Origin of the sequence: Variovorax sp. R-27, from assembly GCF_049913215.1 — a bacterium.
Classification (GTDB): Bacteria; Pseudomonadota; Gammaproteobacteria; order Burkholderiales; family Burkholderiaceae_C; genus Variovorax.
In genome coordinates, this window is record NZ_CP183984.1 from 4,355,732 (window position 1) to 4,370,532 (window position 14,801).

Below are 14,801 nucleotides of genomic sequence, written 5' to 3' on the forward strand. Positions count from 1 at the left end.
CCGTCAGATGGGCGACAGCGGCGGTGCGTCAGAAGGCGTCGAGCGCCATCGCCGTGACGCTCTCGGCGCCGTCGACGATGCTGTCGCGGATGCCCGGCACCTTGTTGAGGATGTGTTCGGCGTAGAAGCGCGCGGTGGCGATCTTGGCCAGCATGAAGTCGGTGTCGAAGCTGCGCGAGGCGAGGTCCTGCGCAATGATCAGCGAACGCGCGAGCTGCCAGCCTGCCACGAGGTTGCCCGCGAGCATCAGGTAGGGCACGCTGCCGGCGAACACTGCATTGGGCGACGCCTTGGTCTGGCCGGCCACGAAATCGACCACGTCGATGAACGCAAGGCGCGCGGCCTTCAGGCGCTTGAGCACGGCAGCCGCCGCGGGGCTGTCGCTCTTGGCGAGTTCGGCTTCGGTCTTCTCGATCTGCGCGGCAATCGCCTTTGCGGTCTGGCCACCGTCGCGTGCGGTCTTGCGGCCCACGAGGTCGTTGGCCTGGATGGCGGTGGTGCCTTCGTAGATCGTCAGGATCTTGGCGTCGCGGTAGTACTGCGCCGCGCCGGTCTCCTCGATGAAGCCCATGCCGCCGTGCACCTGCACGCCGAGCGAGGCCACTTCGAGGCTCATCTCGGTGCTGTACCCCTTGACCAGCGGCACCATGAATTCGTAGAAGGCCTGGTTCTGCTTGCGCGCATCCGCGTCGGGATGATGATGCGCGGCGTCGTAGGCGGCAGCGGCCACGCTGGCCATCGCGCGGCAGCCTTCGGTGTAGGCGCGCATCGTCATCAGCATGCGCTTGACGTCGGGGTGATGAATGATGGGCGCGCTGGCATTGATGGAGCCATCGACCGGGCGGCTCTGCACGCGGTCTTTTGCGTAGGCCACGGCGTGCTGGTAGGCGCGCTCCGCAATCGCAATGCCCTGCATGCCCACCGCATAGCGGGCCGAGTTCATCATGATGAACATGTATTCGAGGCCGCGATTCTCCTGGCCGACGATGTAGCCCACTGCGCCGCCGTGGTCGCCGTACTGCAGCACGGCAGTGGGCGAGGCCTTGATGCCCATCTTGTGCTCGATGCTCACGCAGTGCACGTCGTTGCGTTCGCCCAGCGAGCCGTCCTTGCCGACGAGGAACTTCGGCACCACGAACAGGCTGATGCCCTTCACGCCCTCGGGCGCACCGGTCACGCGGGCCAGCACGAGGTGCACGATGTTCTCGGCCATGTCGTGCTCACCGTAGGTGATGAAGATCTTGGTGCCGAACACCTTGTAGGTGCCATCGGGCTGCGGCTCGGCGCGGCTGCGCACCATGGCGAGGTCACTGCCGGCCTGCGGCTCGGTGAGGTTCATCGTGCCGGTCCACTGGCCGCTCACGAGCTTTTCAAGGTACACCGCCTTGAGCTCGTCGGAGCCGGCCGTGAGCAGCGCCTCGATGGCGCCGTCGCTCAGCAGCGGGCACAGAGCGAAGCTCATGTTGGCCGAGTTGAGCATCTCGCCGCAAGCCGCGCCGATGGTCTTGGGCAGGCCCTGGCCGCCGAAGTCCGCCGGATGCTGCAGGCCCTGCCAGCCACCCGACACGTACTGCGCAAAGGCTTCCTTGAAGCCCGGCGTGGTGGTGACGGCGCCGTCCTTGAACGACGAGGGATTGCGGTCGCCCGCCACGTTCAGCGGCGCGACCACGTCCTGGTTGAAGCGCGCGCATTCCTCGAGGACGGCCTGCGCGGTTTCGAGGCCGGCGTCTTCGAAGCCCGGCAGCTTCGCGATCTCGCCGATGTTGGCCAGGTGCTCGATGTCGAACAGCATGTCCTTGATGGGGGCGGTGTAGCTCATGTCTTGTCTCCAGATACAGCGGATACGAAAAGGGCATCGCGAACGATGCCCTCTGGCTCAGTGCAGCAATGCGATCAGAGCGCCTTCACCAGTTCCGGCACAGCCGTGAACAGGTCGGCGACGAGGCCGTAGTCGGCCACCGAGAAGATCGGGGCTTCTTCGTCCTTGTTGATCGCCACGATCACCTTGGAGTCCTTCATGCCGGCCAGATGCTGGATGGCACCCGAGATACCTGCTGCGATGTACAGCTGAGGCGCGACGATCTTGCCGGTCTGGCCCACTTGCCAGTCGTTCGGGGCGTAGCCCGCGTCGACGGCTGCGCGGCTGGCGCCCAAGCCCGCGTTCAGCTTGTCGGCCAGAGGGGCCATCACTTCGGTGAACTTCTCTGCGCTGCCGAGGGCTCGGCCGCCCGAAACGATGATCTTGGCGGCGGTCAGCTCGGGGCGTTCGCTCTTGGTGACTTCACGGCCCACGAAGCTCGATTTGCCGCTGTCTGCGACGCCTTCGGCCGTTTCAACCGCTGCGCTGCCACCCGTGGCGGCTGCGGCGTCGAAGCCGGTCGTGCGCACCGTGATCACCTTGATCGGGTCCGCACTCTGCACGGTGGCAATCGCATTGCCTGCATAGATCGGGCGCTCGAAGGTGTCGGGGCTGACAACCAAAGTGATGTCGCTGATCTGGGCCACATCGAGCTTGGCAGCCACGCGCGGAGCGACGTTCTTGCCGTTGGCGGTCGAGGGGAACAGGATGTGGCTGTAGTTGGATGCGATCGCCAGCACTTGGGCTGCGACGTTCTCGGCGAGGTTTTCAGCGAGGCTGGGGCTGTCGGCCACGATGACTTTGGAGACTCCGGCGATTTGCGCGGCGGCCTTGCCGGCTTCGGCGGCATTGGCGCCGGCCACCAGCACGTGGACATCGCCGCCGCAGGCGAGTGCAGCAGTCACGGTGTTGAGGGTCGCGGGCTTGACGGTCGCGTGGTCGTGTTCGGCAATAACAAGTGCGGTCATGTTCAGATCACCTTCGCTTCGTTCTTCAGTTTGTCCACCAGCGTTGCAACGTCAGGCACCTTGATGCCGGCGCCGCGCTTCGGGGGCTCAGCCACCTTCAGGGTCTTCAGGCGCGGCTTGACGTCCACGCCCAAGTCCTCGGGCTTGAAGACGTCGAGCGTCTTCTTCTTGGCCTTCATGATGTTGGGCAGCGTGACGTAGCGCGGCTCGTTCAGGCGCAGGTCGGTGGTGATGACGGCCGGCAGGCTCAGGGAGATGGTTTCCAGGCCGCCGTCGACTTCGCGGGTGACGGTGGCTTTGTCGCCAGCGACTTCGACCTTGGAGGCGAAGGTGGCTTGGGGCAGGTCAGCAAGAGCCGCCAGCATCTGGCCGGTCTGGTTGGCGTCGTCGTCGATGGCTTGCTTGCCGAGGATGATGAGAGACGGCTGTTCCTTGTCGACCAGCGCCTTGAGCAGCTTGGCCACGGCCAGGGGCTGCAGTTCTTCGGTGGTTTCCACGAGGATGCCGCGGTCGGCACCGATGGCCATTGCGGTGCGCAGGGTTTCCTGGCATTTGGCGTCACCGCACGAGACGGCGATGACTTCGGTCACAACGCCCTTTTCCTTCAGGCGCACGGCTTCTTCAACGGCGATCTCGTCGAAGGGGTTCATGCTCATCTTGACGTTGGCAATGTCCACTCCGGTGCCGTCGCTCTTGACGCGCACTTTCACGTTGTAGTCGACGACCCGTTTGACAGGTACAAGAACCTTCATTGACTTGACTCCATTGGATTGCAAAAAGGGGGCTTCGAGGGCAGCCGGTCATTCTAGGACGCGACCTTTGCGGCCTCTCCGTTCTTCTCATCGGCGCAGGCGCCAAGAAAAAAGAACGATCGTGCTTTTCCGTGATTATAAAACAGCGTTGGGCGGCTGGGCGAGTCCATCCGGTAAAGACTCCACACGCACCACCCGCTGCGGATAGGGAATGTCGATGCCCGCGCCGCGCAGCCCGTCGAGGATGGCGATGTTGATGGCCGAGCGCAGGTTGTCCTTGCCCTTGTCGGGGTCGGCCACCCAGAAGTTCAGCGTGAACTCCAGGCCGTCGGGCGCGAAGTTCATGAGGAAAGCCACGGGCTCCGGGTCGGTCATCACGCGCGGCTGGGCCTTGGCCGCATCGCACAGGATGGTCTGCACCTGCGCCACGTTGCTCTCGTAGCCGACCACGATGGTGGTCGTGATGTTGAACTTGCGGTCGGCCAGCGACAGGTTTTCCACCCGGCTGGTAATGAGCGATTCGTTCGGCACGATGGCCTCGCGTCCGTTGCCCGCGCGAATGAGGGTGTAGCGGGTCTTGATGTCCGTGATGCGGCCCTCGAAGGTGTCGACCTTCACGTTGTCGCCGATGCGGATCGAGCGTTCGAGCAGGATCACGAAGCCGCTCACGTAATTGGCCGCCAGCTTCTGCAGCCCGAAGCCAAGGCCCACGCCGAGCGCGCCACCCAGCACGGACAGCGCCGTCAGGTCCACCCCCACCGCCGACAACGCGAACAGCAGGCCGACCAGCAGCAGGAAGGCGCGCACCGCGTTCGAAGCCACCTTGCGCATCGACAGGTCAGTGACGGCCTCGCGCAGGATGCGTTTTTCGATGGTGCTCGAGATCCACAGCGAGATCACCAGCACCAGCCCCGCCGACAGCACGCCCTGGAAGATCGTCTGCAGGCTCACGCGCGTCTTGCCGAAGGCCAGCGTGATCTGGTCGAGTTCGGCCAGCACTGGCGGCAGCAGCCCCACGATCCAGAGCACCGCCGCGATCCAGGCCAGCCAGGAGACTGTGCGCTCGATCAACCGCACGACGTTGGACGCCGGAAACACCGCCCGCAGCACTCGCGCAAACAGCCGGATGACCGCCAGCGACAGGAACACTGGCACCGCGATGCGCAGCACCAGCACGGTCTGGAAATCGATCACCACGCGCCGGGCGAGATCGGTGAGCACCAGCGCCAGCAGCGGGAACAGCAGCCCGTCGAAAGTGCTTTCGCCGAACCAGATCGAGTCCTTGGGCTGGTCGCGGCCGAACCATTTGCTCACGGCCCAGGCCAGCGCCACGCAGGCCACCAGCGCAACCAGCTCGATGCCGAGGCCGCGCGCATCGACCTGGGCGAGGCGTTGGGTGAAATCGTTGAAATTCATCTATTGAAAGAAAACGGAAGCGTGGGCGCCATTCGCGCCGGCTGCGTTACAGGTCCGCGAGAACGCGGATGTGGGCTTCCACGCTGCGCGCCAGCGCATCGAGGTTGTAGCCGCCTTCGAGCATCGAGACGATACGGCCCTTCGCATGGCGCCTGGCAACATCCTGTATGCGGCCCGTGATCCAGGCGAAGTCGTTCTCGTTGAGGCCAAGCTGGCCCAGATCGTCCTCGCGGTGGGCGTCGAAGCCGGCGCTGATGAAGATCATCTGCGGCTTGAATTCCTCCAGCCGCGGCATCCAGATCGCCTCGATCAGCTCACGCACGTCCATGCCCCGGGTGTAGGCCGGGATCGGCAGGTTCAGCATGTTCGATGCCGGATGCACCGTGCCGCTGTACGGATAGAACGGATGCTGGAAGAAGCCGACCATCAGCACGTTCGGGTCGTTCGACAGGATGTTCTCGGTGCCGTTGCCGTGGTGCACGTCGAAGTCGACGATGGCCACGCGCTCCAGGCCGTGCACGTCGATGGCGTGCCGCGCGGCAATGGCGATGTTGTTGAAGAAGCAGAAGCCCATCGCCTGCTCCCGGCAAGCGTGGTGGCCAGGTGGGCGCACCGAGCAGAAGGCGTTTTCCAGATCGCCGGCAATCACCGCGTCGGTCGCGGCAATCGCGGCGCCGGCGGCGCGGCGCGCGGCCAGCAGAGTGAAGCGGGTGAGCATCGTGTCGGGATCGACCTGCGCGTGGTCGGGGCCGCCGGCGGGCTCGTCGGCCACCAGGCGCTGATGCAGTTCCTCGAGGTACTCGACGTGCTCCGTGCTGTGCGCCCGGGTGAGCTGCTCCAGGGTGGCCAGCGGCACCTCGCAGTGCTCCAGTGCGTCACCCACGCCGGTAAGCAGCAGGCGGTCTTCGATGGCATCCAGGCGCCCGGGACATTCGGGATGCCCCCCGCCCATGTCGTGCTTCCAGAAGTCGCGATGTGTGAAGTAGCCTGTCTTGCCCATGTGTCTCTGTCGCCACGTCTAGACCTCACGCGGCATGGGGCCGGCAGGTCTTACGGTATCGTTTGCATATGGATACAAATATGGACGTTGCTGCAAAGCTAGCCACTTTGTTAACTCAGCTTAACACGGTGATCGTGGGCAAAGAGGCCCAAGTGCGCGACTGCGTTGCCTGTCTGCTGGCGGGCGGGCACCTGCTGATCGAGGACGTGCCCGGGGTCGGCAAGACCACCCTCGCCCACGCGCTGTCGCACACCTTCGGGCTGCAGTTCTCCCGGGTGCAGTTCACCGCCGACCTGATGCCGGGCGACCTGTCGGGCGTGGCAATCTACGACCGGGGCCAGCAGGCCTTCGTGTTCCACCCCGGGCCGATCTTCGCGCAGGTGCTGCTGGCCGACGAAATCAACCGCGCCAGCCCCAAGACCCAGAGCGCGCTGCTCGAGGCGATGGAAGAAAAGCAGGTCACCGTCGAAGGCGAGACCCGTCCCCTGCCCACGCCCTTCTTCGTGATCGCCACGCAGAACCCGCAGGACCAGCTCGGCACCTTCGCCCTGCCCGAGTCGCAGCTCGACCGTTTCCTGATGCGCATCTCGCTCGGCTACCCCGACCGCGCCGCCGAGCGCCAGCTGCTCTCGGGCATCGACCGCCGCGAAATGCTGGCCTCCCTGCCCGCGATGCTGACCGCCGGCGAGCTGACCGCCCTGCAGCAGCGCGTGCAGCAGGTGCATGCGGCCGATCCGCTGCTCAACTACGTGCAAGACCTTATCGCGGCCACGCGCTCTGGCCGCTGGTTTTTGCAGGGCCTGTCGCCGCGCGCCGGCATCGCGGTGCTGCGTGCGGCCAAGGCGCAGGCGCTGCTGGCCAACCGCAACTACGTCGCTCCCGATGACGTGCAGGCCGTGCTGCCGCAGACGATCGCGCACCGCCTCACGCCGGTTGGCGACGCAGGCCGCGGCGCCGTCGAGCAGGTGCGCGCCATGATCGCCGCAGTGCCGCTGCCGTGAGCCCTGCAGGCGCCCTCCGCTCGCGCATCGACGGCTGGTTCCTGTCGCGCCGTCCGCCGTCGGACACACTGGAGCTGACGCAGCGCAATGTCTACATCGTGCCCACGCGGGCTGGATGGACGCTGGCCGCGACGCTGCTGGTGCTGCTGATCGCCTCGATCAACTACCAGCTCAACCTGGGCTACATGCTGACCTTCCTGCTCGCCGGCAGCGTGGCCGTGGGCATGCATGTGTGCCACGGCACGCTGCGCGGATTGGCCATGCACATGGTGGCGCCCGACGCCCACTATGCGGGCGCCGCCGCCGTCTTCCGGGTGGTGCTGCACAACACGCGACGCAGCGTGCGCTACGGCATCGGCATGGCCGTGCGCGGCAGCGGGCAATGGGCCTGGACCGATGTGCCGGCCGAGGGCACGTCGACCGTCGAGATCGCATTCAAGCCCGAGCGGCGCGGGCTGCATCCGGTGCCGCCGCTGACGGCGGAAACGCGCTTCCCGCTCGGCACGTTCCGCGTGTGGACGGTCTGGCGGCCGGCCGCGCAGATGCTGGTGTACCCCACGCCCGAAGCGCATCCGCCGCCGCTCCCGCCGGGCGAGCCCCTGTCCGGCCCGGCGGCAGTGTCCGCCGCGCTGCGGGCACACAACGCCGGCGAATACGACGGCGTGCGGGCCTACCGGCGCGGCGATCCGCTGAAGCTCGTGGTCTGGAAGAAGGCCGCGCGGGCGCAGGCAGCCGGGTCGGAAGACCTCGTCAGCCGCGACACGCAGCAGACCCAGCGCGAAGAACTCTGGCTCGATGCGCAGGCCACTGGCCTCGCGGACACCGAGGCCCGCATCTCGCGCTTGTGCGCCTGGGTGCTGATGTCAGACCGGCTGGGCGTGGACTACGGCGTGCGGGTGGCGGGCCGGGTCGTGAAACCGTCCCAGGGCGAAGCCCACCGACGGGCCTGCCTGGAGGCATTGGCCCTGTGCTGAACGAGACCGTCGAATGAACAGAGTTGCACGCGAACTCGCCTCGCTTCCCCGCGACGCGAGGGACACCCTTTTCCTTCTCTGCGTCATCGGCCTGATCCTCTTGCCGCAGGTCGAAAACCTGCCCTGGTGGTGCACGGCCATCACGGCAATGGTGCTGCTCTGGCGTGCCTCGCTGGCCGTGCAGGCACGCCCCCTTCCCAGCAAGTGGTGGCGCCTTGCGCTGCTGATGCTGACGATCGGCGCCACCTACGCCACCCACCGCACACTGCTGGGCCGGGACGCGGGCGTCACGCTGATCGTCAGCCTGCTCGCACTCAAGACGCTGGAACTGCGCGCGCGGCGAGACGCCTTCGTCGTCTTCTTCCTGGGCTTCTTCACGATGCTCACGAACTTCTTCTATTCGCAATCGCTGCTGACCGCCTTCACCATGCTGCTGGCGCTGCTGGGCCTGCTGACGGCACTGGTCAACGCGCACATGCCCGTGGGCCGGCCTCCGCTGATGCAGGCCGCGCGCACCGCGGGATGGATGGCGCTTGCGGGCGCACCGATCATGCTCGCGCTGTTCCTGCTGTTCCCGCGCTTCGCACCGCTGTGGGGCACGCCCAGCGACGCCATGGCGGGCCGCACCGGCCTGTCGAACACCATGCGCGTGGGCACCATCGCTGAACTGGCGCTCGACGACAGCATCGCCGCGCGCATCAGGTTCGATGGCGACCGCGCGCCGCCGCAAAGCCAGCTCTACTTTCGCGGGCCGGTGCTGGCGCAGTTCGACGGCCGTGAGTGGACCGCGCTCCCCTCATGGGCGCGCGGCGCGCAGTGGTCCGCCAACCTGCGCGTGAGCGGCGAGCCCGTGCGCTACGAAATCACGCTCGAAGCCAACAACCGCCCCTGGCTGCTGACCCTCGACGCCTCGCAGCGCCCCCCCGAGGCGGCCGGATTCGAAGTCACCGGCACGCCCGACCTGCAATGGCTCGCTAACCGCCCCGTCACCGATCTGGTGCGCTACCGCGCCGAGAGCTACACGCAGTTCCAGAGCGGCCCGGTGAAGCGTACGGGGGGCCAGCTCCAGGCCTATCTGGCGCTGCCGCCTGGCACCAACCCGCGCACCGCCGCCCTCGCCGCCGAGATGCGTGCCGATCCCGCGCTGGCCAACGCCAATGCACAGGCATTCGTGCAGGCCGCCCTGCGGCGCCTTCGCACCGGCGGCTACACCTACACGCTGGAGCCGGGCGTCTATGGCGACAACACCGCCGACGAGTTCTGGTTCGACCGCAAGGAGGGCTTCTGCGAGCACATCGCCTCGGCCTTCGTGGTGCTGATGCGCAACCTCGGCATTCCGGCACGCATCGTGACGGGCTATCAGGGCGGAGAACTCAACGGCGTCGACAACTACTGGATCATTCGCCAGAGCGATGCCCACGCCTGGGCCGAGATCTGGCAGGAAGGCTCCGGCTGGACGCGCGTGGACCCGACAGGCTCCGTCGCCCCGGGGCGCATCGGCCAGACGCAACGGCTCGTGCCGCAACCGGGCCTGTTCGCGGGCGCCATCGGCTCGATGAGCCCCACGCTCGCACAGAACATCCGCGCCGCCTGGGAGGCCGTGAACAACGGCTGGAACCAGTGGGTGCTCAACTACACGCAGAGCCGCCAGCTCAACCTGCTGAAGAACATCGGCTTCGAAGCGCCGAGCCTCGAAGACCTGGCCTACGTGCTGCTCTACCTGCTGGTGGGCGCGAGCCTGGCCGGTGCCGCCTGGACGCTGTGGGAGCGCAGCCGGCACGATCCGTGGCTGCGCCTGCTGGGCCAGGCGCGCGCGCGCCTCGCCAAGGCCGGCCTGCAACTGCCCGACACCGCCCCGCCCCGCCAGATGGCGCAGGCAGCCGACGCGCGTTTCGGCCCTGCCGCGCAGGCCGTGCGCGACTGGCTGCTGAAACTCGAAGCGCAGCGCTACGCGCCGGCCACGCCAGACTCGCTCTCCACCCTGCGCTCGGAGTTCCGCCACCTCGCCTGGCCCAGCGCCAACGCACGCGGCTGAAACCACATGTGTCCCTGAAGAGGGGCGGCGCGGGCGGACGGCACAATCGGCCGATGCGATTTTTTCTCCCTACGCCTTCTCGCGCCGCTGCGGCAGCCGCTCTTCTCGCCGCATGCTGCGCCTGGTCCACGGGGGCCATGGCCCAGAAATCTTCCAACGGCCCTTCCAATGGCCGGAATGCAGCCGCCAACCCGGTGCGCGGCAGCACGCCCTACGCCACGCGCGACGACGCGATGCAATTCGCCGACGACGTGGCCGAGCGCCGAGGACTCGACCGCGACTGGGTGCGCGCCACCATCGGCAGCGCGCGCTTCCTGCCCAACGTGCCGCGCCTGATGCTGCCGGGCCCGGTCGGCACCGTGAAGAACTGGCAAACGTACCGCAGCCGCTTCATCGACCCGGTGCGCATCGCGGCCGGCGTGCGCTTCTGGCGCGCCAACGCTGACACGCTGGCGCGCGCCGAGCAGGTGTACGGCGTGCCGCCTGAAATCATCGTCGGCATCATCGGCGTGGAAACCATCTACGGCCGCAACATGGGCAACTTCCGCGTGATCGACGCGCTGGCCACGCTCTCATTCGACTTCCCCGACGGCCACCCACGCGCAGCCGAGCGCCAGGCATTCTTCCGCGGCGAACTCGAAAGCTTCCTGAGCACCGAGAGCCGCACCGCCGACGATCCGCTCACGCCCCTGGGCAGCTATGCCGGCGCCATGGGCATGCCGCAGTTCATGCCCAGCAGCATGGCCAAGTACGCGGTCGACTTCGACGGCGACAGCCGCATCGACCTCGTCAACAACCCCGCCGACGTGATCGGCTCGGTCGCCAACTACTTCAAGTCCTTCGGCTGGACGCCCGGCATGCCGGCCATCTACCCCGTGCATTTCGAGGAAGCGCGGCTGCAGAAGGCGCTGCTGCTGGCGCCCGACATCCAGCCGACCTTCAGCGCCGACAGCTTCGTGGCCGCCGGTGCGGTGCCCGAGGGCGAAGGCATCAAGCACAAGGGCCTGCTCGCATTGATCGAGCTGCAGAACGGTGCCGACGCACCGCCAACCTACGTGGCGGGCACGCGCAACTTCTACGTGATCACGCGCTACAACTGGAGCAGCTACTACGCCATGTCCGTGCTCGACCTCGGGCAAGAGGTCAAGGCGGCGATGGAGCAATAGGCACCATGACACCCGAGGCGCTGCACGCGAACTGGACCGACGCATGGGGTGCGCTGGGCGTCGAGTCGCCCGGCGATGCGCTCTGCACCGAGCTGCAGCGCCGCTACGGCGAGCCGCAGCGCCACTACCACACGATGCAGCACCTGGGCGAATGCCTCGCATGGTTCGAGCGCGAGAAGACATCGGCCGAGCGCCCTGGCGAAGTGGCGCTTGCGCTGTGGTTCCATGACGCGATCTACGACGTGCACGCCCACGACAACGAAGCTCGCAGCGCCGACTGGGCGCGCCAGGCCCTGCTTGAAGCCGGCGTGGACGAAGCAGCAGCCGAACGGGTTCACGCGCTCGTCATGGCCACGCGCCACGACGCTGTGCCCGAAGGCCGCGATGCCGAACTGCTGATCGACATCGACCTGTCGATCCTCGGCGCTGAACGCACACGCTTCGACGAGTACGAGCGCCAGGTGCATGCCGAATACGCCTTCGTTCCGGATGAAGTGCGCCTGCCGCGCCGCCGCGCGATCCTTCAGCGCTTTCTCGACCGCCAGGCCATCTACGCCACGCCGCGGATGCACGCGCAGCTCGAAGCACAGGCGCGCGCCAACCTGCAACGCTCCATCGCCGGCTGACTGGCCTTGCCCGTCAGTCGGGCATCAGCCGCCACCACTCGGAGCGCGGCAGTTCGCCGTTGCGCTCCTCTTCAACGATGCCGAACAGCAGTCCATCACGCGACGCACCCATCTTCGCCAGCTGCAGCGTGCGCGCCGCATCGCGGCACAGCGCGAAGCTGGCATCGCCCTGCCATTCAAGGCACCGGCCGACTTCGGCCAGCATCAGCGCAGGCTGACTCTGCATGAAGGTGAAGGGCATCGGCAGGCCCGCATCGAGCTGGGTCAGCCCCGCATGCGTGGCGCCCCATGCGCCGCGCATGCTGGCAACGCGGATGCGCGCGCCGGCCGGCAGCGCGGCCTCGCCAACGGCGTCTAGGCAGCAGCGCGCGCCGTACATCGCCAGTTCGGTCCACAGGCCGACGCGGCGCGGCCGGCGGCCGATGCGGCGGGCCAGGTCGTCGCGCCAGTCGGCGGGCGGCGGATGCGCGACGAAATGAGCTGCGGTGCGCCAGGTGCTCATGAGCCGACATCCTTCAACACCAGCGAGGCATGCCCGCCGCCGAAGCCGACCACGTTGAGCAGGATGTTGCGCAGCTTCTGCGGCGCCCGCTCGCTCAGCGCAATGCCGAGCGAGGCGTCGAGCGGATAGTCCACGGTGGGCCAGGCGCCACCTTCGATGCAGCCAACCAGCAGGGCCAATTCCGCCGCCCCCGCCGCGCCCAGCGTGTGGCCGATCGCCGACTTGAGCGACACCAGCGGCGGCAGCGGATCGAACACCTGCTTCAGCGCTTCCACCTCGATGGCGTCGTTGACGGGGCTGCCAGCCGCCTGCACCTTGATCAGGTCAATGTCGCCGGGCTGCAGGCCGCTCTGCGTCAGCGCGCCGCGGCACATCGCGAGTACGGCCGAGGCTTCGGTGCCAGAGGGGTTGCGCCCATCGACCACATTGGCGCCACCCGTGATCTGCCATCGCGCGGGCTGCGATGTCAGGCGCAATGCAGCCACCGCTTCGCCGAGCACCAGCCCCTTGCGCTGCGCACCGAAGGGCTGCGCGCTGTCCGGCGCCAGCAGTTGCATCGCGCCGAAGCCGGCCACGGTGAAGCGGTTGTCCATCTCGACGCCGATCACCAGCGCTTCGTCGGCCTCCGCGCTTCGGATCAGGTCGGCGGCGGCCAGCACGGCGTTCAGCGCCGAGGTGCAGGCGGTCGAGACGGTGAACACCGGCCCCTGCCAGTCCAGCGCGCGGGCCACGACACCGGCAAAGTCCTGCAGATCACCGCCTAGCCGCAGATCCTGTTTCTCGTATTCCATGAAGCCGATGTCGAGAGACGACGAGGCCACGAACAGCGGCGCGGTGCGTGGTCCCAAATCACCGGTCTTGTCAGTCTGCGCAACCACGCTGCGCACGGTGCTGCACAGGCGCTGCGTCCAGTCGCCTTCTCTCGACGCCAGCGCGTAGACCGGCCAGCCGATTCCGTCCGCCACGGCCACCGGCGTCGGGGGCACGCCACCATGTCGCAATGAGGCCAGCACGGACGGCATGTCGTCACCCAGCACACAGGCCAGGCCCATGCCGGCCAGGTAGACATCGTTCATGCCTTGCCCGCTTGCGCCAGATGCTCCGCGAGATGGGCGATGGAAGTCATCGCCCGGCGCGTTTCCTTGCTGTCGGGCATGCGCACGCCAAAGCGCTGCTGGATCGTCATCGACACCTGCAGGGCGTCGAGCGAATCGAGGTCGAGCCGGGCCTCGGGGCCGAACAGCGGCTCGTCGTCGCCGAGGCCGCCCGAGGGCGCATCTTTCTCGACGGCTTCGAGCACCATCGCCTTGAGGCTGGCAATGAATTCAGGGGTGACGGTGGTGCTCACGGTGCGCGCCTGCGAAACAGGAAAACGGCCAGAAGAAACATCAGCGCCGCGAACACGACCAGCCGGCCGATCTGCGGCAGGGCATCGGCCACGCCGCCGCCGCGCAGCAGCACGGTCAGCAGCGCCTCGAGCCCCCAGTTCATCGGAGAGATCTCGACCAGCCGCTGCATGAAGCCCGGCATGACGAACTTGGGCACCATGATGCCGCCCGCCGCCGCCATCAGCACATTGACCATCGGCCCGATGGTGGCGGCCTGCGCATGGCTGCGCACCAGGCAAGCCAGCGCGAGCGACAGGCTCACCGCCGCCAGGCTCACCGCCGCCAGCGACAGCAGCAGCGCGCCCCAGTGGATGCCCGCAAGCGACAGTGCATCACCGCCGATCAGCGGCATGAACCAGATGCCGGCCGCGAGCATCAGCACAGCCTGCAGCGCATTCACGCCCAGGTACGGCAACGCCTTCGACGCGAGCAGCATGGTGCGCGACACGCCCAGGCTCTGCAGCCGGCCGAGCGCGCCCGAGCTGCGCTCCTGCACGAACAGGCTGGAGAGCGAGGCCACCACGAAGAACATGCCGAACACCAGCCATGCCGGCACGTTCTGCTGCACTGAGGTCGGCCGCGGGCCGGCGGTGGAGAAGCGCTCGGCACGCACCATCGCCTCGATGGAGGCCTCTGGCGCAGGGCTGGCTGTGCCGGGCACCGCCAGCGCAAGGCGCGCCTTGAGTTCGCCCGACGCGCCGATGAGTTCGGCACGCAGCGCATTGAACAGGTTGGCGTCGATGCCGGGCTCGGTCAGCAGATGGATGCGCGCCTGCGTCGACAGCGCGGCAGATTCCAGTTCTTCAGACAGGCCCGGCTCCATCACGATCACGTACTTGAGCGAGCCGTTGCGCAGCCGCGCCTGCCAGTCGCTGCCCAGCGGCTGCGGTGCACCATGGCTGCGCTGCCAGAGCTGCTGCAGCCATTTGGCCGGCGTGGCCGTGTCGCGCATGTCGATGGCATAAGTCAGCTCGGCCAGTGGCGGGCGATAGATATCCTTCAGCGTGAGCGACATCAGCACAATGAAGACCATCGGCATCAGGAACAGCGCGGCAAGGCCATGCATGTCGCGCACGAGGGCGAGCAGTTCTTTCTTGATGAGCGCGAGGAGCATG

The 14,801-nt window shown here is 67.3% G+C and carries 14 protein-coding genes; 5 read left to right on the plus strand and 9 right to left on the minus strand.

Features of this window, described 5'->3' with window-relative positions; translation table 11 throughout:
• Positions 1–28: 28 nt before the first annotated feature.
• From ACN9MV_RS20455 to ACN9MV_RS20475, 5 genes are all read right to left on the minus strand, one after another.
• Positions 29–1,819 carry an acyl-CoA dehydrogenase gene (locus ACN9MV_RS20455; protein ID WP_093080189.1) on the minus strand — a complete coding sequence of 597 codons (1,791 nt, stop codon included), beginning with the start codon at positions 1,817–1,819 and terminating at the stop codon, positions 29–31.
• A 74-nt stretch (positions 1,820–1,893) separates the two neighbouring features.
• Positions 1,894–2,826: an electron transfer flavoprotein subunit alpha/FixB family protein gene (locus ACN9MV_RS20460; RefSeq protein ID WP_097200197.1), complete on the minus strand. Its 933-nt coding sequence runs from the start codon at positions 2,824–2,826 to the stop codon at positions 1,894–1,896.
• Between the two features lie 2 nt (positions 2,827–2,828).
• Entirely contained in the window at positions 2,829–3,578 is a 750-nt protein-coding gene (locus ACN9MV_RS20465) for an electron transfer flavoprotein subunit beta/FixA family protein (RefSeq protein WP_426389216.1), read from the minus strand.
• A 135-nt stretch (positions 3,579–3,713) separates the two neighbouring features.
• A complete protein-coding gene (locus ACN9MV_RS20470; RefSeq protein ID WP_093050734.1) occupies positions 3,714–4,994 on the minus strand; it encodes a mechanosensitive ion channel family protein in 1,281 nt (426 codons plus the stop codon).
• A 46-nt stretch (positions 4,995–5,040) separates the two neighbouring features.
• Complete coding sequence (locus ACN9MV_RS20475; protein WP_093080179.1) at positions 5,041–5,994, minus strand: histone deacetylase family protein; 954 nt, start codon at positions 5,992–5,994, stop codon at positions 5,041–5,043.
• An 80-nt stretch (positions 5,995–6,074) separates the two neighbouring features.
• Here ACN9MV_RS20475 and ACN9MV_RS20480 point away from each other — a divergent pair, with 80 nt between their 5' ends.
• From ACN9MV_RS20480 to ACN9MV_RS20500, 5 genes are read left to right on the plus strand one after another with little or no spacing between them, the layout of a single operon-like run.
• Positions 6,075–6,995, plus strand: a complete 921-nt coding sequence (locus ACN9MV_RS20480; RefSeq protein WP_426389218.1) for an AAA family ATPase — start codon at positions 6,075–6,077, stop codon at positions 6,993–6,995.
• Positions 6,992–7,969, plus strand: a complete 978-nt coding sequence (locus ACN9MV_RS20485) for a DUF58 domain-containing protein (protein ID WP_426389219.1) — start codon at positions 6,992–6,994, stop codon at positions 7,967–7,969. The genes ACN9MV_RS20480 and ACN9MV_RS20485 overlap by 4 nt, the downstream gene beginning before the upstream one ends.
• Before the next feature lie 13 nt (positions 7,970–7,982).
• A complete protein-coding gene (locus ACN9MV_RS20490; RefSeq protein ID WP_426389220.1) occupies positions 7,983–10,004 on the plus strand; it encodes a transglutaminaseTgpA domain-containing protein in 2,022 nt (673 codons plus the stop codon).
• Between the two features lie 53 nt (positions 10,005–10,057).
• Positions 10,058–11,170, plus strand: a complete 1,113-nt coding sequence (gene mltB / locus ACN9MV_RS20495) for a lytic murein transglycosylase B (RefSeq protein ID WP_426389221.1) — start codon at positions 10,058–10,060, stop codon at positions 11,168–11,170.
• Between the two features lie 5 nt (positions 11,171–11,175).
• Entirely contained in the window at positions 11,176–11,796 is a 621-nt protein-coding gene (locus ACN9MV_RS20500) for an HD domain-containing protein (RefSeq protein WP_426389223.1), read from the plus strand.
• A gap of 13 nt (positions 11,797–11,809) precedes the next feature.
• Here ACN9MV_RS20500 and ACN9MV_RS20505 read toward each other — a convergent pair whose 3' ends face one another.
• Genes ACN9MV_RS20505 through ACN9MV_RS20520 form a run of 4 tightly spaced genes read right to left on the minus strand, consistent with a single transcriptional unit; the run spans position 11,810 to position 14,800 of the window.
• A complete protein-coding gene (locus ACN9MV_RS20505) occupies positions 11,810–12,298 on the minus strand; it encodes a hypothetical protein (RefSeq protein WP_426389225.1) in 489 nt (162 codons plus the stop codon).
• Positions 12,295–13,374 (minus strand): beta-ketoacyl synthase N-terminal-like domain-containing protein, encoded by a 1,080-nt coding sequence (locus ACN9MV_RS20510; protein ID WP_426389227.1) that lies wholly within the window; start codon positions 13,372–13,374, stop codon positions 12,295–12,297. Before ACN9MV_RS20510 ends, ACN9MV_RS20505 begins: the two co-directional genes overlap by 4 nt.
• Positions 13,371–13,646, minus strand: a complete 276-nt coding sequence (locus ACN9MV_RS20515) for an acyl carrier protein (RefSeq protein WP_426389228.1) — start codon at positions 13,644–13,646, stop codon at positions 13,371–13,373. Before ACN9MV_RS20515 ends, ACN9MV_RS20510 begins: the two co-directional genes overlap by 4 nt.
• Entirely contained in the window at positions 13,643–14,800 is a 1,158-nt protein-coding gene (locus ACN9MV_RS20520) for an ABC transporter permease (RefSeq protein ID WP_093080163.1), read from the minus strand. Before ACN9MV_RS20520 ends, ACN9MV_RS20515 begins: the two co-directional genes overlap by 4 nt.
• Position 14,801 lies beyond the last annotated feature (1 nt).

Excerpts from the sequence above, each read along its gene's own strand:
- ACN9MV_RS20465 (WP_426389216.1), bottom strand. The coding sequence starts at position 3,578 with ATGAAGGTTCTTGTACCTGTCAAACGGGTCGTCGACTACAACGTGAAA.
- ACN9MV_RS20490 (WP_426389220.1), top strand. The coding sequence starts at position 7,983 with ATGAACAGAGTTGCACGCGAACTCGCCTCGCTTCCCCGCGACGCGAGG.
- ACN9MV_RS20470 (WP_093050734.1), bottom strand. The coding sequence starts at position 4,994 with ATGAATTTCAACGATTTCACCCAACGCCTCGCCCAGGTCGATGCGCGC.
- ACN9MV_RS20500 (WP_426389223.1), top strand. The coding sequence starts at position 11,176 with ATGACACCCGAGGCGCTGCACGCGAACTGGACCGACGCATGGGGTGCG.
- ACN9MV_RS20505 (WP_426389225.1), bottom strand. The coding sequence starts at position 12,298 with ATGAGCACCTGGCGCACCGCAGCTCATTTCGTCGCGCATCCGCCGCCC.
- ACN9MV_RS20510 (WP_426389227.1), bottom strand. The coding sequence starts at position 13,374 with ATGAACGATGTCTACCTGGCCGGCATGGGCCTGGCCTGTGTGCTGGGT.
- ACN9MV_RS20520 (WP_093080163.1), bottom strand. The coding sequence starts at position 14,800 with ATGCTCCTCGCGCTCATCAAGAAAGAACTGCTCGCCCTCGTGCGCGAC.
- ACN9MV_RS20475 (WP_093080179.1), bottom strand. The coding sequence starts at position 5,994 with ATGGGCAAGACAGGCTACTTCACACATCGCGACTTCTGGAAGCACGAC.
- ACN9MV_RS20460 (WP_097200197.1), bottom strand. The coding sequence starts at position 2,826 with ATGACCGCACTTGTTATTGCCGAACACGACCACGCGACCGTCAAGCCC.
- ACN9MV_RS20480 (WP_426389218.1), top strand. The coding sequence starts at position 6,075 with ATGGACGTTGCTGCAAAGCTAGCCACTTTGTTAACTCAGCTTAACACG.
- mltB (WP_426389221.1), top strand. The coding sequence starts at position 10,058 with ATGCGATTTTTTCTCCCTACGCCTTCTCGCGCCGCTGCGGCAGCCGCT.
- ACN9MV_RS20455 (WP_093080189.1), bottom strand. The coding sequence starts at position 1,819 with ATGAGCTACACCGCCCCCATCAAGGACATGCTGTTCGACATCGAGCAC.